This window comes from Streptomyces sp. NPDC029159 (assembly GCF_055564055.1).
In genome coordinates, this window is the sequence record NZ_JBVHWT010000001.1 from 837937 (window position 1) to 859838 (window position 21902).

Consider the following 21902-nt stretch of genomic DNA (forward strand, 5'->3'; position numbering starts at 1 on the left):
GACCTTGGTGGGTTCCTCATGGGAGCATTTTCTTGTGAAAGGAGTCAACACACTCTTTCGAGTGACTTCAATCAACCCTCTCAAGAGCTATGATCCCCGGGATGCGGCCTGCGAGGAGGATCATCATGACGAACGGAGCCACGGTCACCGCGACCGAGATCGCCCGTATCGCCGGGGTCGGGCCGGCGGCGGTGAGCAACTGGCGCCGGAGGTACGCGGAGTTTCCCACTCCTGTGGGCGGTACGGCGGCGAGTCCGCAGTTCTCCCTGCCGGAAGTGGTGGATTGGCTCGAAGCCCACGGCCGGCCGGTGCACCTCTCGCCGGTCGACGAGGTCTGGCGGGCCATGAACGCCCTGCGGGACCCGGGACGGCCCGGCGGAATACTTGCCGCGGTAGGGCTCCGCCTGCTCGGCGAGGAGCCGCCTCGGCACTCCGGCCGGACGGAGGTGGACGTCGGCGGCCTGCCCATGGACCTGGGCGTCCATGTCGACGCGCTCGGAGACCGGCTCGGCGCGGCAGAGGCGTTCGAAGCGCTGCTCAGCCGCTGGACGGAGGCGCACGCCCGCCAGGTGGAGGTGACCCCCGCCCCGGTGGCGTCACTGATGTGCGCCCTGTCCGGCTCCGTGGACGGCACGGCTCCCGACTTCGTGCTGGACCCCGCGTGCGGGACGGGTGGACTCCTGCTCCAGGCCGCGGAGAACGGCGCCGTCTCCCTGCTCGGTCAGGAGGTCCAGCCCGATCTCGCCGAGGTCGCGGATGTGCGGCTGCGGCTCCACGGGCACCACGACGTCACCGTGGCCACGGGCGACTCCCTCTTGGAGGACGCCCACGACGCCGCACGGGTGCGGAGCATCGTCTGCAACCTTCCGTTCGGCCAGCGGGACTGGGGCCGCTCGAAGCTGGGGTACGACACCCGGTGGACCTACGGTCTGCCTCCGAAGGGAGAGCCCGAACTCGCTTGGGTCCAGCATGCCCTGGCCCATCTGGACGACGGCGGCAGCGCGGTCTTCCTAATGCCCGCAGCGGCAGCGGCCAGGCCGTCGGGTCGCCGCATCCGGGCCGAGTTGGTGCGACGCGGGGCGCTGCGCGCGGTCGTGGCCCTGCCGTCCGGCTCCGCCTCCACCCACTCCCTGGGAACCCATCTCTGGATCACCCAGCCGAGCAACGAGCCGTCCTCCCCCGCCGTACTCGTCGTCGATGCCGAACCGCTGGTCGAAGCGGCTCCGGAGAACCGTGCCGTCGGCGCGGACTGGAAGGCCGTGCACACCGCCGTGACCGAGTCGTGGCGGCGCTTCCGGACGGGAGCGGAGCTCGACCCGGCCGTCTCCAGCGCAGTCCCCGTCATCGAACTCCTCGACCAGGAAGTGGACATCACCCCCGCGCGCCACGTCCGCACGGACCCCGGTGAGACCTTCGATCCGGCACAACTGGAGGAGGACCGGACCCACTGGCGCCGGACGCTGGCCGGGTTGACGGACGTCCTCCCCACGGTGAGGGAGGTCCCGGCGGCCGACCCGCAGGTGCTCGTCTCGCTGGAGGACCTCACCCGTTCCGGTGCCCTGCGGATGTGGCGCGGCTCCTCCGTCAGGGAAGCGCTCGATGGGGTGGAAGCGCGGGTCCCGCTCCTCAGCCTGATCGACGGGCAGTCCCGCACGCCGCCGGGCCGCTGGACGTACGCCACCGAGACCGAGCGCGTCCGCGAGGGGGACGTCCTGGTGTTCGCCGGCTCACCGCAGGGCGCGCGTCCTGCGGATCCGCAGGAGTACGGTGCCGCGGTCGGCCAGGGCATCACCGTCCTGCGTCCCGAACGGGAGTCGCTGGACTCCTGGTTCCTGGCCGGAGCGCTGACCGGGGGACCCGGGGTAGGAAGCTCGACGGGAACCACCGGGCGGACGAGCCGCCTTGATCCGGGGCGTGTCTTCCTCCCGGTCCGGGAACCGGCCGAGCAGCAACGGATCGGTCGGGCCTTCCGGGACATCGCGCGGCTCGACGAACTTCTGGACGAGGCCGCCGAGCACGGTCGCCGCGTCGCCCGCCGCCTGGTGGACGCACTGGCCGCCGGGCTGGCAGACCCGATCGACGACGACAGGCGGGGCTGAGGCGCCGTGGGAAGAGGCCGACGGCATGTTTGAGATTCGGCAGGGTCACGTCCTGAACTCCCGTTACCGGCTCGACGGACCCTTGCGCGCCGGTGGCATGGGGATGGTCTGGCGGGCTTACGACGTGAGGCTCAGTCGCGTCGTCGCGGTGAAGTTCGCGAACCCCGCCGCGGCCCTGACCTTCCAAGGCCGGGACGAGATGCTGAAGCGTTTCCAACAGGAGGCCGGGGTGGCGGCACGATTCACGAACACCGGGGTGGCGTCGGTCTACGACGTCGGAGAGGAACACGGACACTTCTACCTCGTCATGGAACTCGTCCAGGGCTCGACCCTGGACGAACTGATGGAGGAGTGCGGGCCGCTCGAACTCTCCGTGGCCGCCAGCATCATCGTGCCCATCTGCGCCGTCCTCGCGGCGGCCCATCGCGCCGGCATCGTGCACCGCGACCTGAAGCCCTCCAACGTGATGGTCTCCGAACAGGGTCATACCAAAGTCCTGGACTTCGGCATCGCCCGGGTGGAGGGCGCCGCCGTCGACACCAGGCTCACCAGGACGGGAAGGAATCCGGGAAGTCCCGGGTACATGTCGCCCGAGCAGTACGAGGGCAGACAGGTCACCGGAAAGTCCGACCTCTACGCCCTGGGCTGCCTGCTGTACAAGATGCTCGCGGGCCGCCCGGTCTTTCTTCAGGACGACGAGTTCGTGCTCCGCCACATGCACACCACCGTCACCCCCGACGCGCTGGGCGGGTTGCGCGAGGGGCTGCCAGAAGCAGTACTGGACCTCGTCGACCGGCTGCTCGCCAAGGACCCGGCGGACCGCCCCACCAGCGCGGACGAGGTCAACAAGATCCTCCGTGTCTACCTGCCCGCCAACGGTGACGACCCGCCGGACGACCACGTCTTCCCGGACCCCACCCGTCCCTTCCGCCTGCCGTTCGCGCCCGAGGATGTGCCGCTGACCGGCCCTCGGGTGGAGCTGCCCGGCACCGTTTCCCGCACGTACCGGCCGAGGGCCGACGCCAAGGACCTCCACCACGAGGCGCGACGCCTGCTCGGGACGGAGCCGGCGAAGGCGGTCGACCTGCTCAGGGAGCGCCTGCCGGACCTGGCGGAGCAATACGGCCTGCGCGCCCACGAAGTGCTGGACCTCCGCTTCGATCTGGCCGAGGCCCTGCTCGCCCAGATCGACCGCGAGGAGGCCAGAGACCTCTATACGGCGATCCGGCAGGACACCGCCGATGTGGACGGACTGGAGATGTACCGGACCCGGGCGGAGGAGGGCATCGCCCGCTGCGGCTGACGGGGGCGGGCGGTCACGACTCCGCCGCCATGGCCTCGGCCCGTTCCTCGGCCCGGTCCGCCCATCCCGCGATCCTGCGGCTGACACGGTCGAGAGCGTCCCGTACCTCTTTCACCTGGGGGGGGGCCCAGCCCTCTTGGGCGACGAAGCTCGCCCCGCCCTCCTCCACGGGCACGCCCGCCATCCCGTCCACGTCCCTGCGCAGCCTGTCGACGCTCTCCCGCACGCACGCCCAGCTCACGGAGGCGGCTTTGCTACCCACCCGGGAGTCTTCGAGCGGCACCGGCCCGCCACTGTAGGCGTGGCGCACCAAGGCGTCCGTGAGGATCCGTGGTCGGCCCTCGGCCGTGGCCAGGGGGCTGCCGCTCTCGTCCACCTCGTGGAGGCGTTCGCCCGCCCGTCCCGCCCGGACGGCCTCGTACGCCTGGAGGATGCCGCGCCGCCGGGACAGCATGGCCCGCAGCACCGTCGCGGCCCCCCGGTCGTCCTCCTCCTCCCCGCCGCCGAAGACCTCGCGCTGCAGGGCCATCGGCTCGGCCATCGCCATGTGGTAGGCCGCCTTCACCGCGAGTTCGGTCTGCGCGGGGCCGAGCCTGCCGCTGTCGCCCAGGCCTCGGTCCGCCTCGGCCAGGGCCGCGTCGCGCAGCTTCTCCAGGGCGTGGCCGCCCGCCCCTGGCTCCTCCCACCGCGCCTCGGCCCGCAGTTGCTCGATCTCCGGCAGCCGGTACGCGCGCTGGAGCACCGCGCGCCGCGGGCGGACGAACTTGGCGTCGTCGCTCAGCCCGGTGCGCACCGGACGCAGGATCAGCTCCACGGCGACGTCGACACGCTCGTCCCGCTTCGGCCGCTGCTTCGCGGTGAGGGACCGGATGCCCTCGTTGACCCGGCGCGCGGTACTGATCCCACCGCCCAGCAGCGAGCGCACGATTTCTTCCGCGCGGATGTCCAGTTCATGGCTCAGCCCGGCCGCCTTCACCTCCTCCCGGGAGATGGTTCCGGAGAACCAACGCTTCTCCGTCTCCGTGATGTAGGCCGTGGCGGACCGTCCCGGCTCGGCGAGGCTGTCGAGGACGGCGTCCGCCTTCGCCTCGTTCTCCACGGCCGGCCCGTAGGGGCGCGGCGGACGGATGTGGGTGAGGCCGATGAAGTTGCGTACCGCCGTGTGGAACATCTGCCCCGTGCGGGTGTCGGGGCGGAACCCGACGACCACGCGGGCGGGGACGCTGAGCGCGCGGACCTTGCTCCGCTCGTCCTCGGTCAGCCCCGGCCACCCCTGCTTCCGCACCAGCCGGGCCCAGCGGCTGATCTCACCGCGAAGCTTCCGGTCGTCGGCACCCCACTCGTACGCGATCCTCGACGGCTGGTAGTCGAGGAGTTCGTGCACCGCGCTGATCCGGCTCGACCCGTCGGCCGCGATGAGCAGCGCGCAGTCGGGATGGCCGTTCTCGTGCACCACCGTCAGGGGGACCACGGTCAGCGGCTGGAGAACCCCCTCGACGGCGATGTCCTGGGCCAGAGGGTTGTCCCGGACCAGCCGCCCCTTCGCGTCCTCCAAGCGTTGGGCAAGCCTGGACGGCGTCTCGGCGCGCATCTCCAACCCAGCGGCGTCACCCGGGGCCGACCGCGGTTCTACCAGCGTGGACCGTCGCATTCCCAGGCCCGACAGCGCGTATTGGCGGTGCCCGTACTCCCGCGGATTCGCGGGATGGGGCAGTACGGTCGCCGACCACAGCCGCGTCTCCGCGATCAACAAAGTCCCGCCCTGAACCCTCAGTTCGGCGGGGTCCGCGAGCCTCCGTCGCATGTCGTCCGGACGCATGGCGGCGCGGGCCATCGCGCGCACCCCGCCCTCCGTGAGTCCGTGCCTGCGCAGGGCGTCGGCGAGGTTGTCGACCGCCGCGGTGCGGGGCAGCGCCCAGGGGGTGGGCTGCCACCCCGGGACCACTTCCTCTTCCACCGCTCCGTCCAGGCCCGCAGGATCCTCAGCCATGGGCGATGACCTCCGTGATGCGGTCCACGAGGAGCAACGCCCGTGTCGCCTGCCTGTGGTTCTCGCGCGGGGACGGCGCGTCGCCCGCGGTGCGCGTGAGACGCGCGGCGTATTCGCTGAGGGCTGCCCGTGCCTGGTACCACTCCTCCAGGGTGAGTGAGACGCTGTATAGCCGTTCACCGTGGACGTTGACGGTATCGCAGTGTTCCTCGCGCTCAGAGATGGCCGCCCACCGTGCCGCCATACGACCGAGGGTGACCACCGATCGGTCGTATGGCGGGATGCCGGGCACATCCACGGCCCGGCAATCCCGGGCCGCCCGGTGCAACACGGCGGTCACGAGGCTGACCTGTGCCTGGTCGAGGGGGATAAAGAAGGTGTTGGTCGTTTCCGTCACGAGACCGCGCTCCGCTGGGTCGGCCGATGTCTCATCTGTCTCATCGGCGTTGGCGCCTGGCTTGCCCGACCACGGGTGCGTCGGACAGAGCGAGAGAGCGCGGGCGTACCCGACCGCCGACCTCCACCCGTGTCGGTCTGGGGCGGGAAAGGAATCCACAGACCTCTGGTGCCGCGCGGACCGCACACCATCCGGCCCTGGAGAGGAGGCGGTGAGCAGCCTCATTCCCGAGGAGCGCGGCGAGACGACACGACGGCTCGGAACCTGAGGACCGAGCGGGCCGTGCCGCCATGGTGTCGGACACCGAGCGGGTCGCTCGGCGGGACTGTAATCACGCGAGCACGTAACGTGCAAGTCGGCTTCTGAGTGGTGTGGGAAGCCCTGGTGTGCTCGCAGTCATGTGGCAGCCGGGTCCATTTGGTTCGCCGCTCATTCGGTGGGCCGTTACCAGTGCCCTGCTGTGGCTCGTGCCCGCGTCGCCGTCGACCACATCTGGGGGTGCGGCCGGCGGCAGGTCAGCTGATCGTCAGGTAGATGCAAATGTGGCGGCCTCGCCCCCCTGTGGGTGCGGCGGTGGATGATCTCGTCGAAGGTGGCGCGGGCGCCCGTGGGGTCGATGTAGTGCATCGCCAGGAGGGCCGCGATGGCAGCGCCAACCAAGTCGTTCTGGACCTCGGACCAGGTGTGGTCGTCGCCGCAGGTGGTGAGGCCCTTCAGGCCGTGAAGGGTGTGCATGGCCTGGCCGGCTTCCTCGGAGACCTTGCCGACCTGGAGGGCTTTGAGCTCCTTGTCGGGGAGGTGGGCGCCGGCCGCTCGGCAGACGGCGGAGAGTTTCTCGATGTTGTCCCACAGGGTGTCCACGTCGGACCTCCGATCGATGGGTTCGGCTATTCCTGTGCGAGTCGTCCGAGCTGGCGGACGGTCCATCCGGCCATGCGCCAGGCGTCGGCGTCGATGAGGTTGCGGAGGTCGACGAGAACCTGGTCCGCGACCAGCGGGGCGAGGGTCTTGGGGTCGGCCCCGCGCTGGTGCATGAGCGCCGCGATCGCCAGGGCCGGGGATTCGCGGACGTCGTCGGTACCGGGCTTGAAGGAAGCGCCCCAGACGGCGATGCGTACGCCGTCGACAGGGCGGCCGAGCGTCTGCTTGATGAGCCTCAGCGCAGCGGAGGAGGTGAAGGCGCGGACGTCCCCGGGGCCGGTGCGTTGACCGCGTACAGCCGCGTGAGCCGTGCCGCCTCGTCCTCCCGGAACGTGGCGACTTCCCGGCATCGCTGGCTCATGACGAACTCTCCGAGTGGTAGGCAGAGGTCCATGCGTTGGGTGCAGACGCCGACCATGAAGTGGCCGTTGGTGGCGCGGTACATGCGGATGCCGTAGTAGCCCTCTTGGCAGTCGTCGGGGTTATTGAACCGGCAGTCGGCGCAGGTCTCCGGGAGGCGTACGGGCCGGATGCTCTTGGCGTACAGCGTCCGCCCGTCCGACAGGCGGTACCGGATCCGTTGGTCCGATGCCCCGGCTGTGATGATCCGCCGGACGGGGACGGCGCCGAGGTGGTCGACGACCTGCTGCATCGCGGCGAGTGAGGCGCCGTCGTCCTCCAGGGAGACGAGCATGCGGACCACGACAGTGCGGCCGTGTTGTTCGATGATGCGCAGGACGCGTTCGACGTGGTGGTGGTCGGGGATGACGATGTTCGCGGAGACCTTGATGCCGTGCTCGCGGGCGGTCGCGATCGTCTGCGTGAGCGCGTCCAGCTTCCGGGCCGCGAGCTTCGGGGAGGCGAGGCGTGGGGCTTGGACGGCGGCGAGTTCGTCGGGGGTGGTGCCGAAGGCGCTGAGGTTGATGCGGTCGAGGCCGGCGGCTGCGGCCTCGGGGAGGGCGGCGGCGCCGTTCTCGCCGTTGGAGGTGAGGCCGACGGTCAGTCCGAGGCGGCGGGCGATGCGGATCAGGCCGGGCAGGTCGGGGTGGAGGGTCGGTTCGCCGCCGGTGAAGTGCACTTCGTTGGTGGGGAGGCTGCCGCGGACGGCGGCGAGGGCCAGGGCGAAGTCGGTGTCGGCGGGGATGCGGGCGGGCAGGAAGTCGGCGCCGTTGGTCTTGAGGTAGATCGACACGCGGCCGGAGCGGCCCGGTGCGCCGGTGAACTGGTCTGCGGTGCGGCCGGTGTTGTCGGCGGTGACGGGTGTTCCCTCGTTGTGGCAGAACGAGCAGGCCAGCCCGCAGGCGTCGATGATCTTTACACGTAGCGTGCGGTCCGGCCTGACCTCGACCGGCAGGTTCTTGAGGTCGTGCATGATGCTCCCCCTTTTCCCGTACCGGCCTGGGCTGCTGCCCCGGCCGATGTCGACGGATGCCGCTGGCTACGTGAAGCGCAGGTCGGCGATGGTGTCGAGGTCGATGCCGTAGCGGGCGTAGACCTTGGTTGTGTTGATCGACGTCAGGTATTCGCGGTCGATCCCGAGGACCGTGGCGGTGTTCCAGACCTGGGCTTCGTCGTCGGCTTCGATCTCCAGGTACGGCGGGATGCGGGGCCACTCGTCGATCTCCAGCCGCACGCCGCCGAGCGTGTAGGAGGTGCGGCGGTTCTCCTGGTAGCTGCGCGGCGTGAGACCGACCAGGCCGAGGAGCGCGCCGGCCTCCTCGAAGGAGTCGACGGTGATCTCGGTTTCGTGGGTGCCGTCGACGGCGTCCGTGGCGATCTGCTTGACGCACAGGGTGACGCCGTCCCCGGTGTCGCGGAGCCGTACCCAGCGGCCGGGGACGGCCGGGACGGTGTCGTAGACGTAGCGGCGCATGAGCCGGGGCTCGGACTGCTGGATGCCGCCCGCCTCGACGATGAGCCGAGCGGTCTTTTCGGGGTCGATGTCGAGGGCCTTCGCCTCGTATTCGATGCCTGCCATGAGGGATCCGATCTGTGTAGGTGTCGCTGGGGTGCGAGTGGTCGCCTCGGGTCGGTGGGGCAGCCGTGTTCGTCGGGTATCTGGCTACGGGCCGACCGTCGGCGAATGCCGGGACAGAGCGACTGCCACGCCGACCACGAAACCGCACGAGGTCGAGAACAGAATGATGAGCAGCGGGCCGGCGTAGCGCGCGAGCCAGCGCACCAGGCGCGTTCTCACCGTCCCCACCGCCCATTGGCGACAGACACTTTGGCACTCAGCTCTTCGGCACGGGTGGGTTGGCGAAACTCATCGGGAGGCACGTCCCACTCCGTGCCTCCCCGAGGCGGCCGGAGCTGCACGTACGCGCCCACGTGTCCCATGACCACTCCGGCCCGCCCGCTCCGTTTGTCGATCGTCAAAGAGCCCACGGCGGGGCAAGCCGCACTGCTCAACACGTTCACCGCCTCCTGGCCTCATCGACGGCATGGCTCCGGACCGAGGTACCGGTCCCGATGCTCGTCAGCTGTTCGTTCGCCATGGGGAGAGCATCGCGAGCGGGGCAACCTGCTCCAAAGGCCCTGCTGATTACCCAACTTGGGTACCATCACGGCCTGGTGATTCGTAGCGACAGTGAGTAGTTCTCAGTAGTTGGAGCTTCGCGATGCCCGAGACCTCCCGTGCGCAGGAACTGCCTGCCCGGCTGCTCACCGACGCGGAGATGATCGAGGCTTGCCGCGTCCGCGACTTCGCCAGGGTCTTCCAGCTGGTCAAGGTGCGAGCAGGCATCTATCCGTCGATGATCGCCCGCCGGTGTGACCTGACTCCGAGCCGCGTCGGCGAAGTGATGGCCGGGCGTCGCCAGTTGGTGCACATGGACGTCATCGAGCGCGTCGCGGACGGCCTGCGCATCCCCGGCCACATGCTCGGCCTCGCCCGGCGCTCCTGGGAGACGCCCACTGCTCTCGCGGTGTCCGAGCGGCAGCCGCTCCAGAAAGCGGCAGTACAGGAACCTGTTCCCGCCACGCTGCCCGGTTCCGAGGTGGACAGCTTTCTCGCACTCGCCTCGCGGGCGGACCCCGGCCCGTCCACGCTCCGGGCCCTGCAGGCGTCGATCGAGGACTATTGGCGCCGGGACGACCAGCACGGTGGCGAGGCCCTTCGGCCGGCCGTGGTCGGCCAGTTCCGGTACGTCGTCGGCCTGCTGCGCGACGGCTACCCCGAACCCATCCGCCAGGAGCTGCACGGAGTCGCGGCCGAGCTGGCGCGCCTCACCGGCTGGACGTACTTCGACGCCCGCCAGTACAGCCAGGCCCGTGCGTACTTCGCCGAGGCGCTGCAACTGGCCAAGCAGATCGACGACCGGCAGTTTATCGGTAACGTCCTGGCGTGCATGAGCCTCCAGGCCACGTACCAGGACAAGCCCGGAGATGCCCTGGCCTACGTCAACGCCGCCCAGGACGCGGCACGGGGAGCGCCCGGGGCGACGCCACGCGTGATGTCGATGCTGTCCATGCGGGAAGCCTTCGCCCACGCCACCCTGGGCAGCCACACGGCCACTCACGCGGCGCTGTCCGAGGCGCACCGCCAGTTCGACTGCATTCGCCCCGGCGACTCCGACCCGACGTGGGTGCGGTACTTCGACGAGCCGAAGCTGATCGTGGACACCGGCATCGCACACGGACGCCTGGGCGAGGCGGCAACCGCCGAACCGCTGATCGCCGACGCCCTGCGCCGGGAGAGCGACTCCAACCAGCGCGGGCGCGCGTTCCACACGCTCTGGCTCGCCCGCACCCAGCTCCAGCGCGGCAAGCTGGAACAGGCGTGCCGGACGGCCACGGAGGCCCTGGAACAAGCCTCAGCGGTCGCATCTCAGCGGGCGACCGGCCACCTCAGAGAGTTCTACGACCAACTCGGCCCACACCGGAACGAGCCCACCGCCATTGCCTTCGAGGCACGTCTGCGGGAACTGCTGCCGGCGTGATCCGCTCGGGCGTCAGCGGATCGCCTCATCCATCAGCACGTACAGCAGACCGACGAGGGAGCCACTGCTCACGATCTCCCGGCGGTCGATCATGCCCCGCACGTCGGCGAGCGGAATCCACTCGATGCGGTCGGACTCGTTCTTCTCCGTCGGCGGCCCGACGTGGGTCGCGCCGTCGGCCCGGAAAACATGGTGCTGCGAGTCGGTGATGCCGTTCGCGGGCTCGGCGTAGATGAGCTGCTTGAGCGGTCCTGGGCGCCATCCCGTCTCCTCCAGGACCTCGCGGCCCGCCGCTTCCTCCGGGGTCTCGCCTTCCTCGATGAGCCCCATGGGCAGCTCCCACGCCCAGGAGTCGGTGATGAACCGGTGCCGCCACATCATCAGGACCTCGCGGCGGTCGTTGACCACCGCCGCCACGGCCAGGTGCCGGAGCCGGACGACGTGGTGTTCCCACCGGTGCCCGTCAGGCTGTTGGACATCCACCAGGCACAGGTTCACCCACTGGTTCGTGTAGATCTGCCGTTCGCCATGGGTCTTCCACTGCATCTACGCCGCCCCTTCCGCGTGCTGGACTCAGCATCGCAGAGCGATCGGGTGAGGTGACCATGCCCGACGCCGTTCTCGCCTCCTCCGGCCCGTGTGCGGAGGGGACGAGAACACCGGTCGGGTGTTCAACGCCGTCGCCGCTGCACCGCTGGCGCGGTGGGCTGAGACCGGCTGAACGTCGCGTCGTGCATCCCACCTGTACGGACTGGCCCTGTGGTGCTGCGGGCCTGCGCGGCGAGGGCTCGGACGCTGGGGGCCGGCCTCTGCGCGAGTCGGTGGATGCGCCAGGTCAGCACCTTCGCCGGAGAGCGGGCATCGATCAGGGCACGTTCATCGGCGGCCTGGTGGAGGAGCCGTACCGGGTCGTGGCCTGCGGTCTCTGCGGTGGCGAGGACCGCGGTGAGGGCGTTCCAGGCGGGGTCATTGAGGATGTGTTCCGCGTGGTTGGGCACGGCCTGCCGGAGCTGGTCGGCGTGCCGTTCCGTTTTCTGCTGCGGAGGCGTTCGCCGGGCCAGTGTGGCCAGCGGCTCTACGGCGGCCTGGTCGTAGGCGGCCTGGAGGTGGTTCAGGCTCTCGTGGGCGGCCGCGACCTGCTGGTCGTGGTGGCGGGTCTGGTGCCAGCGGGTGGCGGCGAGGGCGATGAGGACGGCTGCGTCGAGGAACATCGCGAGGGCGGCGCCGTCCTTGGGGGCGGATTCGCGGAGCATGGCCCGGACGGCGTTGCGCAGGGCGCGGGCGTGCTGGTGGTCGGCCTGGATGCGGGAGCGGGTGGCGCGCTCGAACGTCTCCGCCGCCTGGCGGAGGTGGGGGCGGATGTTCTGGGGTGCGAGGTGGGGCAGGGCGTCGAGGGCTTCGCCGAAGGCGGCGAGGTGGGCCTGGGCGGCTTCGTCGGTGGCCTGGTCGAGGTGGTGGGGGACGCGCTCCGCGGCCGCGGTGGCCTGGTGGAGTGGGGCGGGCCTGCGGTGGCCCGGCTTCGGGGTGGTGGGCGCCGATTCGGTTGCTGCGAGGCGTTCGCTGATCTTGGGCAGGGACAGGTCGGGGGCCAGCTCGGAGCCGGAGAACCAGACGGGCTCGCCGGCGTCGTTGGTGTCGTCGGCCAGGGCGACTTTGTAGCCGCGGAGGTCGCCGGAGGGGAACCGTACGACCTCGACGAGGACGCCGTCGGTCCGGTCGAGCAGAGCGACGAACTCGTCGGTGCTGGTGGCCACGGCGACGTAGGTGCGCACGGTGGTCCGCAGATGCTCGCGGGCGGTGCGGGCGCGGCCGGTGCGGTGGACCTTTTCCCGTTCGGCGCGGGTGGGTCGCTTGGCGGAGGTGCGGTCGCCGCGTACGACCTGGCGCAGGTCATAGTCCTTCTCGATGGCGGCGAGTTCCTTGTCGGCGGTGAGGTAGTCGTTCCAGTGCCGGGCCGGGCGCAGGTCGGCTCGGACGGTGGTGGCGGCGATGTGGATGTGGTCGACCGCGTGGCGCACGGCGGCCCAGCGGCAGCCGTCCGGGTCGCCGTCGGGTGCGATGCCGGTGGCCGCGACGACGCGGCGGGCGATGTCCGCCCACTCGGCGCCGCTCAGGACGCGGTCCTCGGGCGCGGCGCGCAGGGAGCAGTGCCACACGTGCTTCTCCGGTGCGCGGTCGAGGCGGCGGGCCTGCTTGGTGTGCAGGTCGAGGTCGGCCACGAAGAGTTTCGTCGCGGCGGTGAAGTCGTCGGCGCGGCCGGGGTCGGGGGCGAAGCCGTCCCAGGACGCAACGAGGTGCGGGTCGGTGTGCTCGTTGGCGCGGCCGGGTCCGTAGAGGTAGCGGATCAGACCAGCGGTGCTCTTGCCCCGGCTGATCTTCGCGATCACCGGCCGGCCTTCGTGGCGGTGGCCTGGTTCGCCGCTGCCGCGATCTGAGCGACGGTGGCACGGACGCTGTCCAGGGTGCGCTCGGCGCGGACCAGGACGGCGGTGTCCCCAGGGTGTGGGGAGCCGTCGGAGTTGAGGACGCGGGCGATCTGGTTGATGTTGGTGCCGATCCTCGCGACTTGACCACGCAGGGCGTTGAGTTCGTCGATGTAGTCGTCGGTCCGGGTGCGCTGGCCGGGCAGGGCGAGGTCACCGTGGACGTAGGCCATGACCGCGGCGGCGACGAGGTGGGCACCGGAGACGTTCAGCGAACGGGCCTTGGCCAGGATCGCGCCCTTCTCCTCGACGCTGTAGCGCGCGTCGACACGCTCCTTACGCTGCTCGCCCTTGCGCGTACGGCGACGGGCCACGCGGTGGAGGGCGGCTTCGTCGGCGGCACGCGGCAACGACGGCACGGCGACGCCGACGGGCCGCTCCTGCTCGGGCATCCCCTGGTGCCCGAGTGCCTCCGCCACCCCCAGGGCGGAGGCACCCCCGTGAGACCGGCCCCTGGACGGTCCAACGGGATACCTTGCTCCGCCTGGGGGCGTGCGGGCACTCCCTCCGTGCTGGTCGCCATCGGACAGGTTGTGCGGGTGGTACATGGCAGATCTCCGTGGGACCCGGCGGGCCGGAGGCAGCAGGTTCTGCCTCCGGCTGCTCGGCCGGGATGGGGCGGATGGGTGGGGGAGAGGGCGCCTGGGCCTGTTAATGGCCGCGGCGCCGCCTGCGGTCGTCGCCGCCGAGGATGACGCGGGTGGTCATCTCGGCGAGGCGGGAGGCGACGCGGTCGCCGACGGCTTCGCGCAGGTCGGCGATGCGCAGATTGGTGGTGACCAGGGTTGGGAGCATGTCGTTGTAACGGCGGTTGACCAGCCGGTACGTCAGCTCCTCGGTCCACTCCGTGCTCTTGGCCGCGCCGAGGTCGTCGAGGATCAGCAGCGGGCAACGGCCGAGGGCCCACAGGGCGCGCTCGGGGTCGTGGCCCTGCCGGGGGCGCAGGCTCGCGTAGAGGTCGGCGGCAGTGGTGGCCTCCCAGCGCAGCCGGACACCCGCGGCCAGCAGGGAACGCACCGCGCCGTACGCCTGGTGAGTCTTGCCGGTGCCGGTGGGGCCCGCGATCAGCAGCGACGGGCCGTGTGCGATACCCGGAGCCCGCGCCGGGCCCCGGATGCCCGGCGCGGGTGATCTCCTCTAACCAGCCGGTGACCTGGGGATGGTCGGCACGGGCCCTGCGGTAGCGGACGGGGACGCGGGCATCGGCCAGCTCCAGTGCGGTCACCGGCTCGGCGGGCGGCTCGGGAAGGGGCGCGGCGGGGTCGATACCCCGGTCGACGAGGATCGCGTCGAGCCGGGCCAAGGCACCGATCCGCTGCGGCTCACGGGCGGCAGGAACGGCGGTGGTCACAGCTCACCCCCGTACGCGGCCTCGACGTCGGTCGGGTTGGTCCAGGCGCGGTGCGTTGCCCGTGCGGGCGGCTGCGTGGCGTTCATCGCCTCGTTGACGAGGCTCGGCAGCACGCTGGGGCTCAGGCCCTTGGTGCGCAGACGCTCCAGCCCGGCCCGGATGTGCGGGGGAGCGATCTGCTTGGCGAGGAGTTGGCCGACCTCGCGTCCGAGGTGTCCGAGGACCTTCTCGGGCGGGCGGTGGGCGCAGGCAGCGACGAATTCGCCGATCAACTGCTGGGCCGAGACGGTGTCCGGCGCGGGGCCGCTCGCGTTCCCCGAAGGTACTGATCCTAGGTCCAGGATCCTAGGTCCTAGATCCGGAACGTGAGGGTGCGAGGAGGGCTCACTGAATCGCTCCTGACCTGCATCTTCGCTGTCCTCAAGTAGACCGCCGCGAGCCCTCACTGAGGTATCCGTGAGGGTTCCGTGGAGGGTCCGTGCGGGTACACTGCGCGGTGCTCCGTCGTGACGTAGGCAGGCGGGGTGACGGCTGCCGCTCGGCCGGTTGATTTTCTGGTGGCGGCGCCAGGTGACGATGCGCAGGTACCGCTTGCCGTCCTCGCCCTCGTAACGGCAGATCAGACCGGCATCGTCGAGCTGGTTGAGGTCGTCCTCGACGCCGATGGGGCCATGCTCGGGGCGCAGCGACCAGAGCAGGCCGGCGATGACGGCAGCCTGATCGCGGAACCGGCCGTGGTCGTCGGCCTGGGTGAGCAGGCCGAAGAACGTCCGCTCGGCGGTGACGGACACCGCGGCGAGGGACTCGGAAGCGAAGGCTTCCGGCTTGATGGTGCGTATCCGCGCCATGCCTATCGCCCCGCCTTCGCGGAGGGGTGGCAGAACGAGGGTGCAGGGAAGGTACGTGGGCACGTACTCTGGGGCATAGAGTTCCTCACGCGGCAGGCCATCGAGGCGGCAACCTCGGCCTGACCGGTTGTCCGTTCAGGGATGGGCGGTGGTGGGGGTTTCGCTTCGGCCCCGGTGCTCGCGCACCGGGGCTTCTTGCGTTTGCGGGGGCAAGGGTCCTCTGCGTGATCAGGTGTACCACAGATTATGCTTAATGCAGCAACTCGTTGCGTATCGCAGAATAGGGGTACGCGTTTAGGGTTGCCAATCGCAGCACCTTGCTGCCTGAAGGAGTGGAGCTGGCCATGGGTGCCGACGCCGGTCCTGGTGAATCCCTGGTGCTGAGGGGGGAGGAGAACGTCGCCGTACGGATCAAGCTGGAGAGGGAAGCCCGTGGCTGGAGCACCAGCGCGGTCTCGGACCGGCTGAACGAAGCGGGCTACGAGATCAACCCGTCTGCCGTGTGGCGCATCGAGAACCGCAAGCGGCGGGTCAACCTCGACGAGGCCATCGGTTTCGCCGAGCTCTTCGGTATCTCCCTCGAAAACCTCGTCGGCCCTCCGCGGCTGGCGGCCCAGCGCCGCGCCATGGAGCTGATCGAGAACGTCCGTCGCCGATATCGTGAGATGAGCCTGGCCAATCGCGCTGCCGCCGACGCACGCGACGCACTCGACGCTTACCTCGCCGATCATCCGGATCTGCGGGAAGAGGCCGACGTCCTCGTCTCGAACGCCATCGCCGAAGACCTCATGGCCGCCGTGCAGCCCCCCGGCTCCCTGCCTCGGCCGCCGGAAGAGCCAGGAGGGCGCCACCCCGGCGCTGGCTCCGGCCGCTGATCCCGGGTGCGCGGACGCCGCGAACGCCCGCGACCGAACGTGGAAATCCCACCGCCCATCCCTGAACGACGACCGGCAGAACCGGGGTTGCCGCCCCGTGCCGGTCAGAAAAGGACCCACATTGCGCCGAGCCGCAATACCCCCTGCCCTGCCGCCCTCCTCCCGCACGGCCGAGGAGGTGAACACCCCCGCCGACCGTCTGCTCACCGTGTCCGAAGTCGCCGAACAACTGGGCACCGGTGAACGGTTCCCGCGTCGGCTGATCGCGGAGCGACGCATCCGCTACGTCAAGATCGGCCGGCATGTCCGCATCCCGCAGAGCGCGCTCGACGCGTACGTCGAAGCTCGCACAGTAGAACCGGTACGCCGGACCCGCTCCGCCTTCCGGCTGGCGGCCTGATGGCCCGCAAGCGCAAGCCGCAGCGGCGGCGGTACGGATCGGTACGCCAACTTCCCTCCGGACGCTGGCAGGCCCGCTACCCGGATACGAGCGGAGCCCTGCGTGCCGCCCCGGAGACCTTCGAGACGAAGACGGACGCGGAGATCTGGCTCAGCCAGACCGAGGCCGACCAGACACGCGGCGACTGGATCGACCCAAACGCCGGAGCAGTCAGCTTCGTCGCGTACGCCACGAAGTGGATCGACGAGCGGGGCCTCGCCGCAACCACGGACGAGCTGTACCGCAGGCTGCTGCGCCTGCACCTGGAGCCGTTCTTCGGCGAGCTGGACGTCAACGAGATCAGCGCGGCGAAGGTGCGCACCTGGCGGGCCGAACGTCTGAAGGCGACGGGCGCGACCACGGTCGCCAAGACGTACCGCCTGCTCAAGGCCGTCATGGAGACCGCCCTCGACGACGACATGGTCAAGAAGAACCCGTGCCGCATCCGGGGCGCGGGCAGGGAGGAGGCTGACGAACGGCCCGTCGCCACCGTGGCGCAGGTCTTCGACCTCGCCGACGCGATCGGTCTGCGCTGGCGCCTGATGATCCTCCTCGGCGCCTTCGCCTCGATGCGTCCGGAAGAGCTGGCGGAGCTGCGCCGCAAGGACATCGACCTGGAGGAGGGCTCGGTCTGGGGCAAGCGCGCCGCACCGGAGCTGACCACCGGCAGGCGAGTGGTCGGCGATCCCAAGTCCCGGGCGGGCGAGCGCGAGATCGTGCTGCCTCCGTTCGTACTGGAGGATCTGCGGCGCCACCTGGACTGGTTCGCCGAGCAGGGGCCCGAAGGGCTGGTCTTCGTCGGGGAGCGCGGGGCGCCGTTCCGGCGCTCCACCTTCGGGCGCAAGTTCCGTAAGGCACACGTGAAGGCCGATCTGCCCGAGGGCTTTCGCTTCTACGACCTGCGGCACACCGGCAACAACCTGGCGGCCGACACCGGCGCCAAGCTCAAGGACCTCATGGTCCGGGCGGGACAGTCTAGCGAGCGGGCCCAGCTGATCTACCAGCGCTCCAAGAAGCAGCACCAGCGCAAGATCGCCACCGGCATGGACGCCGACGTACGGCGTGAGCGCCGGGAAGCCGCCGAGCGCAACGTGCAGAAGGGGGAGTTGGCAACAGTCCATCAGCTGCCCGGTTCGGCTGGTCCATACGCTTCGTCAGGAGGCCGTATAGCTGTCCGAAGGGGTGGAGTTCGGTGAAGGAGGGCTGGGTCGGCACATTGCCGGCCCAGCCCCCAGGGCAGCTCAGGAAATTATTTCGCATTGCTGGGCGGACGTGATTTTGATATCCAACCCAACTGTGTAGGCAGCGGCGGGCTGGACGACGCATTGACTAACCCGCCAGATGGGGAACGGGTGAGGAACCCGCTGAGCCTGGTTTCCGATGGCCACCACGCCGATCTCTATCCGGTGGAATTATTCGAGTCTGCGGTAGTCTGGCGACCTTCTCTTTGATCGGATGATTGCTCCAGCTGAAGCTCTCGTTTCTTTTGCTCATCCTTGAAGTCCTCTACCCGTTCAGCGAGCTGTTGAAGGGCTTCCTTCTCTTCGAGACCCTTGTAATCTCTGATGCGTAGCTCCGCAGACTGCATCTCTTTTTCGATGCGGTCGGAGGTTTGCTGCTCGTTAAACCCTCGTTCGCGGAACTTGAAGTATGCAGAGATCCCGGCGGATACACTCACGAGGAAACTGACGATGGGGGCCGCGATTCCGATGAACCCTCCATCTGGCGCGCTCGCGCTCGTGAAACTGGTGGTGGCGACCGAGCCTGCGATGACGATCCACTGAAGAATATTGCTGTACCGTCGGTTCTTCTTTGCGCCGCTTCGGTACTGGTCGATGTACCGGGCGGCGTCTGCTCGGTACTCGCGGAGGGAGTTCAGGGGGTCGTGCCGTTTTGTTGCCTCGACCCAGTAGCGCCTCTGTGCTCGGGCGAGTCGCGCCGAAGCCGAGTCGATCTCCCGGGTGTTATCCAGTAGGAAGTATGCTGCTGCGGCCGTTGAGATTACCGCGGCCACGCAGCCGATGATGCTCAGCTGCCCCCTATAGGACTGGAGTATTCCTGCCAGCATTGACCAGCCCAGTAGGAGGGCGGAGATTATGCTGGCGAATAACCAGAGGTATCGCAATCGCTGCTTCAGGCGTAAATTATGTAGATCCGATTCCAGCATCTGCAGGTCCGAATTTCTTTCGGATTGCATGTTTCCCCCTCTGTTTGTGTGCTGTCATCTGCGCAGGGCATTGTCGCTTACTTCGTGACTTGGTGGGGGTGTTTTCAGAAGAAGTGCCGCATTCGCTCATGCGTTCCATCTGGTAGGTGCGGGTCGACTATGAACGGGCTCGCGGGTGGCCCTCGCGCGTCCCGGGTGTAGGCAGTTGGCGACCGGCCGGCGGGTCTGTAGTGCGAGCAGGGGTGGGGTGAAGCGTCCGGCGCCCTCCTCCTTGCTGCCGCCCGCCAGGGGGAGTGCCACGCGGGTTTTAGGTGCAGCTCGGCGAGGCTGGTTGGTGATATTGCATTGCCCCCGCGGTGGCACGGTGCGACAGCTGGGACCTCATGCCTGGCCCACCCCCGTTGCTGGTTGTCGCTGCTCTCTCGACCGTCGAACTCTTCGAGGAGCCCTCGTGAGGAGCGGGTCAGGTTCCCTGAGTGCGCCTGCGACTTGAGGCGGCGGTTGGTTCGAGCCGGCGGAGGGGTGAGGGCATCAACTCGGCGTACTGGCAGTGTCGTTATGGCACGCGAATGGCACGTCGTCCGAAATTGGTCCAGACAACGAAGAAGCCCCAGGCCGCTGACCTGGGGCTTTCGTCTGGAGCGGGTGACGGGAATCGAACCCGCGCTCTGAGCTTGGGAATCCCTGGTCACTGCGGAGCGCAGTCGTGTTGACCTGCGCAAACGCTCCGTATGACGCTCATGGCGGGGTACTTCATTTACCGCTGTTGACCGCAGGTATCCGCAATACGTGGTGCGGAGGTGGTGCGACGTGGTGCGGTCCCTTGGCCTCGATGCTCACGACCGTTCGTCGTCCACCCGGGCCTGTGCCAAGGCGTCTCCGTGTGCGCATCGCGAGGACCTTTCTGGGGCCTTCCGGTCCTGTTTCGGCCTGTCCCGTTCGGGGTGGGCGAGCTACGAGGAAGCGAGAATCGAATGGCTGAGTCATCCGCACGCGTCCACCGTTACGCTGGCCAGCACCAGCCGACGATCCGGGAGGGCACGCCGAGGATGGGACCCAAGACGCTGCGGGTCTACGAGACGATCCGCTCACGGATCGAGTCGGGCGAGTACCTCCCCGGCGAAAAGATGCCGAGCGAGCGCACCCTGAGTGCCGAGCTGGAGATTGGTCGCACCGCCCTACGGCAGGTGCTGACCAGGCTTGCCAGCGAGCGTCTCATCAGGGCGTACGGCCGCAGTGCCTACCGCGTCATGGGCGGAGAGCGAGTGCCGGACCCGACCGGACTGGAGCCGTGGGAGATCCACGGGAGCCGGCGGATCTACGAGAACCGGTGGGTGAACCTTGACCTCGTCGACGTGACCCCGCCCGGCGTCGACCGGTTCGAGCATCATGTGGTCCGGCTGCACCACGTCGCGATCACCGCCGTGGTCGACGAGCAAGAGCGTGTGCTGATGCTGTGGCGCTATCGGTTCGTTCCCGAGCAGTGGGGGTGGGAACTGCCCGGCGGGATCGTGGACGCCCACGAGGACCCCGCGGTCACGGCTGCGCGCGAAACTGAAGAAGAGACCGGTTGGAGGCCTGCGACGGTTGAGCATGTGGTGACCTACCAGCCGATGATTGGCATGGTCGACTCGCCGCACGAGATCTTCGTGGCGCGAGGGGCTGAGAAGGTGGGAGAGCCCACCGACGCCGAGGAAGCTGGATACGTTGCGTGGATCCCGCTCGATGAGATCCCCACCCTGATGAACGAGGGCAAGCTGATGGGGTCGGGGACGCTCGTCGCCCTACTCCATCTCCTGTCCACTCGGTCTACAGCCGGCCGGTGAGGAGTTCCACCCGTCGGCGGTGCCGCACGGAGCCTGTGCGGTTCGCCAACAATCGGGCCTGCTGAAGATGGGACCGGGCCTCGTCCGCTTCACCGCGGGCGAGGTGTGCCTGTGTGAGGTCACAGTGCAGCCCCGACCTCGCCCGCACGAAGGACGGATCGACGTGCTGCAGGGATGCGTACAACTCGTCCATGGCTGAGGCGTCCCCGACCTTGGCGAGCACGTTCCCACGCCATCTCGCGAGATGGCCGGCGTTGAGGAAGATGCTCATCATGTCGGGGTCACGCAGTTCCCCGTCCTCGGGTAGCAGAGCGGATGCTCGGTCCAGAGCCGCATGGGCGTCCGGCACCATGTCCGGCCCGGCAGCGGCGCACAGCTCGGCTTCGGCAGCTGCGAGCCACGCGCGCAGCCTGGGCGTCTGCCGCTCAGGCTGTGTCCGCTGCGCATCCCGCACCAACTCGACGGCGAGCAGGGGCCGACCGGCGTCCGCCAGCACGTAGGCCTGCTCACCCATGGCGTGTGCCAGGTACAGCGGGGACTCGGCCTCCTGAGCCGCCCGCTTGGCAAGCTCGTACCGGCGCCAGGCTCGCTCGACCGCGCCCGCGTCCAGCGCCTGCCACGCAGCGAGGGTGGACGCGCCGGCGAGGGCGGTCGCAATGGGGCGGCGCGTGCCCGGCAGAACGGCGAACGTAAGCGCGTCCTCCATGGCCGCCAGGTGCCCGTTCATCTGGTCCACCAGCCCCGCGGCGCCCATCTGACGGTCCATCGTCCGCAAGAGCTCCGTCTGGTCGAGGAACGACTGGACCATGCCGGCGCTCAAGCTGCCCGCAGCGTCGATCCGGCTCAGCAAGTCCGTGTAGCCATCGGCTACGGGCTGGGAATCGGTCTCGCCTCGTAGCTCGGAGTCCGTGACACCGAGGAGCGGCCGCAGGATCGCTGCGTACCGCTCTGTGATGGCGCGGCGTCCGTTCTCCCACTCGGAGATGTAGGTCTTCAGGCTCGCCGCCGAGGCGATGTCGACGAGCCTCTGTTCGGCGAATCGCCGCATCTCGTAGACCAATCGGTCCTGCGACCACCCTCGTGCCGTCCTGGCTGCTCGTAGCCCCGTCGTCATCCCGTTCCCCGTAAAGCCGCAGGTGAGAGCTGGTTAACCCCTCTGAGGTTAACCCCAGTTGGCTACCGGAGCACCCAACTGGCGCCGTTCTCTGGAGATGTGCGCCGCACCGATCGCACCGAAGGGGTTGCATCTGGTGCGCACCAGA

Annotated in this window: 19 protein-coding genes and 1 pseudogene; 7 read left to right on the forward strand and 13 right to left on the reverse strand. The window is 69.3% G+C overall.

The features are described from left to right. Positions 1-125: 125 nt before the first annotated feature. Together ACZ4U4_RS03725 and ACZ4U4_RS03730 are read left to right on the forward strand one after the other, a co-directional pair. Positions 126-2099 carry an HsdM family class I SAM-dependent methyltransferase gene (locus tag ACZ4U4_RS03725; RefSeq protein WP_467868805.1) on the forward strand — a complete coding sequence of 658 codons (1974 nt, stop codon included), beginning with the start codon at positions 126-128 and terminating at the stop codon, positions 2097-2099. A 25-nt stretch (positions 2100-2124) separates the two neighbouring features. Continuing rightward, the gene (locus ACZ4U4_RS03730; RefSeq protein ID WP_467868806.1) at positions 2125-3402 is read left to right on the forward strand and encodes a serine/threonine-protein kinase; all 1278 of its coding nucleotides are present in this window, start codon (positions 2125-2127) and stop codon (positions 3400-3402) included. Positions 3403-3415: 13 nt separating this feature from the next. Here the strand turns inward: ACZ4U4_RS03730 and ACZ4U4_RS03735 are convergent, their stop codons facing one another. From ACZ4U4_RS03735 to ACZ4U4_RS03760, 6 genes are all read right to left on the reverse strand, one after another. Further along, complete coding sequence (locus tag ACZ4U4_RS03735; RefSeq protein WP_467868807.1) at positions 3416-5392, reverse strand: hypothetical protein; 1977 nt, start codon at positions 5390-5392, stop codon at positions 3416-3418. Continuing rightward, positions 5385-5789 carry a hypothetical protein gene (locus tag ACZ4U4_RS03740; RefSeq protein ID WP_467868808.1) on the reverse strand — a complete coding sequence of 135 codons (405 nt, stop codon included), beginning with the start codon at positions 5787-5789 and terminating at the stop codon, positions 5385-5387. The genes ACZ4U4_RS03735 and ACZ4U4_RS03740 overlap by 8 nt, the downstream gene beginning before the upstream one ends. Before the next feature lie 444 nt (positions 5790-6233). Beyond that, entirely contained in the window at positions 6234-6650 is a 417-nt protein-coding gene (locus ACZ4U4_RS03745) for a MazG-like family protein (protein ID WP_467868809.1), read from the reverse strand. 26 nt (positions 6651-6676) lie between these two features. Then, positions 6677-7060, reverse strand: coding sequence for a UDP binding domain-containing protein (locus tag ACZ4U4_RS03750; protein ID WP_467868810.1), 384 nt, complete (start codon positions 7058-7060; stop codon positions 6677-6679). Then, positions 6946-8082: a radical SAM protein gene (locus ACZ4U4_RS03755; protein WP_467868811.1), complete on the reverse strand. Its 1137-nt coding sequence runs from the start codon at positions 8080-8082 to the stop codon at positions 6946-6948. Before ACZ4U4_RS03755 ends, ACZ4U4_RS03750 begins: the two co-directional genes overlap by 115 nt. A gap of 66 nt (positions 8083-8148) precedes the next feature. After that, complete coding sequence (locus ACZ4U4_RS03760) at positions 8149-8688, reverse strand: class IV adenylate cyclase (RefSeq protein WP_467868812.1); 540 nt, start codon at positions 8686-8688, stop codon at positions 8149-8151. A 643-nt stretch (positions 8689-9331) separates the two neighbouring features. On the opposite strand from ACZ4U4_RS03760, the gene ACZ4U4_RS03765 reads away from it, so the two are divergent. Then, positions 9332-10651: a helix-turn-helix domain-containing protein gene (locus tag ACZ4U4_RS03765; RefSeq protein ID WP_467868813.1), complete on the forward strand. Its 1320-nt coding sequence runs from the start codon at positions 9332-9334 to the stop codon at positions 10649-10651. Positions 10652-10663: 12 nt separating this feature from the next. Here ACZ4U4_RS03765 and ACZ4U4_RS03770 read toward each other — a convergent pair whose 3' ends face one another. From ACZ4U4_RS03770 to ACZ4U4_RS03790, 5 genes and pseudogenes are all read right to left on the reverse strand, one after another. Next, positions 10664-11197 (reverse strand): NUDIX hydrolase, encoded by a 534-nt coding sequence (locus ACZ4U4_RS03770; protein WP_467868814.1) that lies wholly within the window; start codon positions 11195-11197, stop codon positions 10664-10666. A 125-nt stretch (positions 11198-11322) separates the two neighbouring features. Beyond that, the gene (locus ACZ4U4_RS03775) at positions 11323-13038 is read right to left on the reverse strand and encodes a relaxase/mobilization nuclease domain-containing protein (RefSeq protein WP_467868815.1); all 1716 of its coding nucleotides are present in this window, start codon (positions 13036-13038) and stop codon (positions 11323-11325) included. Continuing rightward, positions 13035-13553 carry a MobC family plasmid mobilization relaxosome protein gene (locus ACZ4U4_RS03780; RefSeq protein ID WP_467868816.1) on the reverse strand — a complete coding sequence of 173 codons (519 nt, stop codon included), beginning with the start codon at positions 13551-13553 and terminating at the stop codon, positions 13035-13037. Before ACZ4U4_RS03780 ends, ACZ4U4_RS03775 begins: the two co-directional genes overlap by 4 nt. 232 nt (positions 13554-13785) lie before the next feature. Next, positions 13786-14485, reverse strand: a pseudogene (locus ACZ4U4_RS03785) (ATP-binding protein). Next, the gene (locus ACZ4U4_RS03790) at positions 14482-15333 is read right to left on the reverse strand and encodes a hypothetical protein (protein WP_467868817.1); all 852 of its coding nucleotides are present in this window, start codon (positions 15331-15333) and stop codon (positions 14482-14484) included. Before ACZ4U4_RS03790 ends, ACZ4U4_RS03785 begins: the two are co-directional and overlap by 4 nt. Positions 15334-15677: 344 nt before the next feature. On the opposite strand from ACZ4U4_RS03790, the gene ACZ4U4_RS03795 reads away from it, so the two are divergent. From ACZ4U4_RS03795 to ACZ4U4_RS03805, 3 genes are all read left to right on the forward strand, one after another. Further along, complete coding sequence (locus ACZ4U4_RS03795; protein ID WP_467868818.1) at positions 15678-16208, forward strand: helix-turn-helix transcriptional regulator; 531 nt, start codon at positions 15678-15680, stop codon at positions 16206-16208. A 178-nt stretch (positions 16209-16386) separates the two neighbouring features. Then, entirely contained in the window at positions 16387-16608 is a 222-nt protein-coding gene (locus tag ACZ4U4_RS03800; protein ID WP_467868819.1) for a helix-turn-helix domain-containing protein, read from the forward strand. Beyond that, positions 16608-17843, forward strand: a complete 1236-nt coding sequence (locus ACZ4U4_RS03805) for a tyrosine-type recombinase/integrase (protein WP_467868820.1) — start codon at positions 16608-16610, stop codon at positions 17841-17843. Before ACZ4U4_RS03800 ends, ACZ4U4_RS03805 begins: the two co-directional genes overlap by 1 nt. Positions 17844-18046: 203 nt before the next feature. Here ACZ4U4_RS03805 and ACZ4U4_RS03810 read toward each other — a convergent pair whose 3' ends face one another. Beyond that, the gene (locus ACZ4U4_RS03810) at positions 18047-18661 is read right to left on the reverse strand and encodes a DUF4231 domain-containing protein (RefSeq protein WP_467868821.1); all 615 of its coding nucleotides are present in this window, start codon (positions 18659-18661) and stop codon (positions 18047-18049) included. Between the two features lie 1202 nt (positions 18662-19863). Between ACZ4U4_RS03810 and ACZ4U4_RS03815 the strand changes: the two genes are divergently transcribed. Then, positions 19864-20640: an NUDIX domain-containing protein gene (locus tag ACZ4U4_RS03815; RefSeq protein ID WP_467868936.1), complete on the forward strand. Its 777-nt coding sequence runs from the start codon at positions 19864-19866 to the stop codon at positions 20638-20640. On the opposite strand, the gene ACZ4U4_RS03820 is transcribed toward ACZ4U4_RS03815, so the two are convergent. After that, positions 20624-21754 carry a helix-turn-helix domain-containing protein gene (locus ACZ4U4_RS03820; protein ID WP_467868822.1) on the reverse strand — a complete coding sequence of 377 codons (1131 nt, stop codon included), beginning with the start codon at positions 21752-21754 and terminating at the stop codon, positions 20624-20626. The genes ACZ4U4_RS03815 and ACZ4U4_RS03820 overlap by 17 nt on opposite strands. Positions 21755-21902 lie beyond the last annotated feature (148 nt).

Coding starts and splice junctions, on each gene's coding strand:
- ACZ4U4_RS03735 (WP_467868807.1), bottom strand. CDS start 5,392: ATGGCTGAGGATCCTGCGGGCCTGGACGGAGCGGTGGAAGAGGAAGTG.
- ACZ4U4_RS03795 (WP_467868818.1), top strand. CDS start 15,678: ATGGGTGCCGACGCCGGTCCTGGTGAATCCCTGGTGCTGAGGGGGGAG.
- ACZ4U4_RS03750 (WP_467868810.1), bottom strand. CDS start 7,060: ATGCCGGGAAGTCGCCACGTTCCGGGAGGACGAGGCGGCACGGCTCAC.
- ACZ4U4_RS03725 (WP_467868805.1), top strand. CDS start 126: ATGACGAACGGAGCCACGGTCACCGCGACCGAGATCGCCCGTATCGCC.
- ACZ4U4_RS03755 (WP_467868811.1), bottom strand. CDS start 8,082: ATGCACGACCTCAAGAACCTGCCGGTCGAGGTCAGGCCGGACCGCACG.
- ACZ4U4_RS03730 (WP_467868806.1), top strand. CDS start 2,125: ATGTTTGAGATTCGGCAGGGTCACGTCCTGAACTCCCGTTACCGGCTC.
- ACZ4U4_RS03760 (WP_467868812.1), bottom strand. CDS start 8,688: ATGGCAGGCATCGAATACGAGGCGAAGGCCCTCGACATCGACCCCGAA.
- ACZ4U4_RS03770 (WP_467868814.1), bottom strand. CDS start 11,197: ATGCAGTGGAAGACCCATGGCGAACGGCAGATCTACACGAACCAGTGG.
- ACZ4U4_RS03815 (WP_467868936.1), top strand. CDS start 19,864: ATGGGACCCAAGACGCTGCGGGTCTACGAGACGATCCGCTCACGGATC.
- ACZ4U4_RS03765 (WP_467868813.1), top strand. CDS start 9,332: ATGCCCGAGACCTCCCGTGCGCAGGAACTGCCTGCCCGGCTGCTCACC.
- ACZ4U4_RS03790 (WP_467868817.1), bottom strand. CDS start 15,333: ATGGCGCGGATACGCACCATCAAGCCGGAAGCCTTCGCTTCCGAGTCC.
- ACZ4U4_RS03820 (WP_467868822.1), bottom strand. CDS start 21,754: ATGACGACGGGGCTACGAGCAGCCAGGACGGCACGAGGGTGGTCGCAG.
- ACZ4U4_RS03805 (WP_467868820.1), top strand. CDS start 16,608: ATGGCCCGCAAGCGCAAGCCGCAGCGGCGGCGGTACGGATCGGTACGC.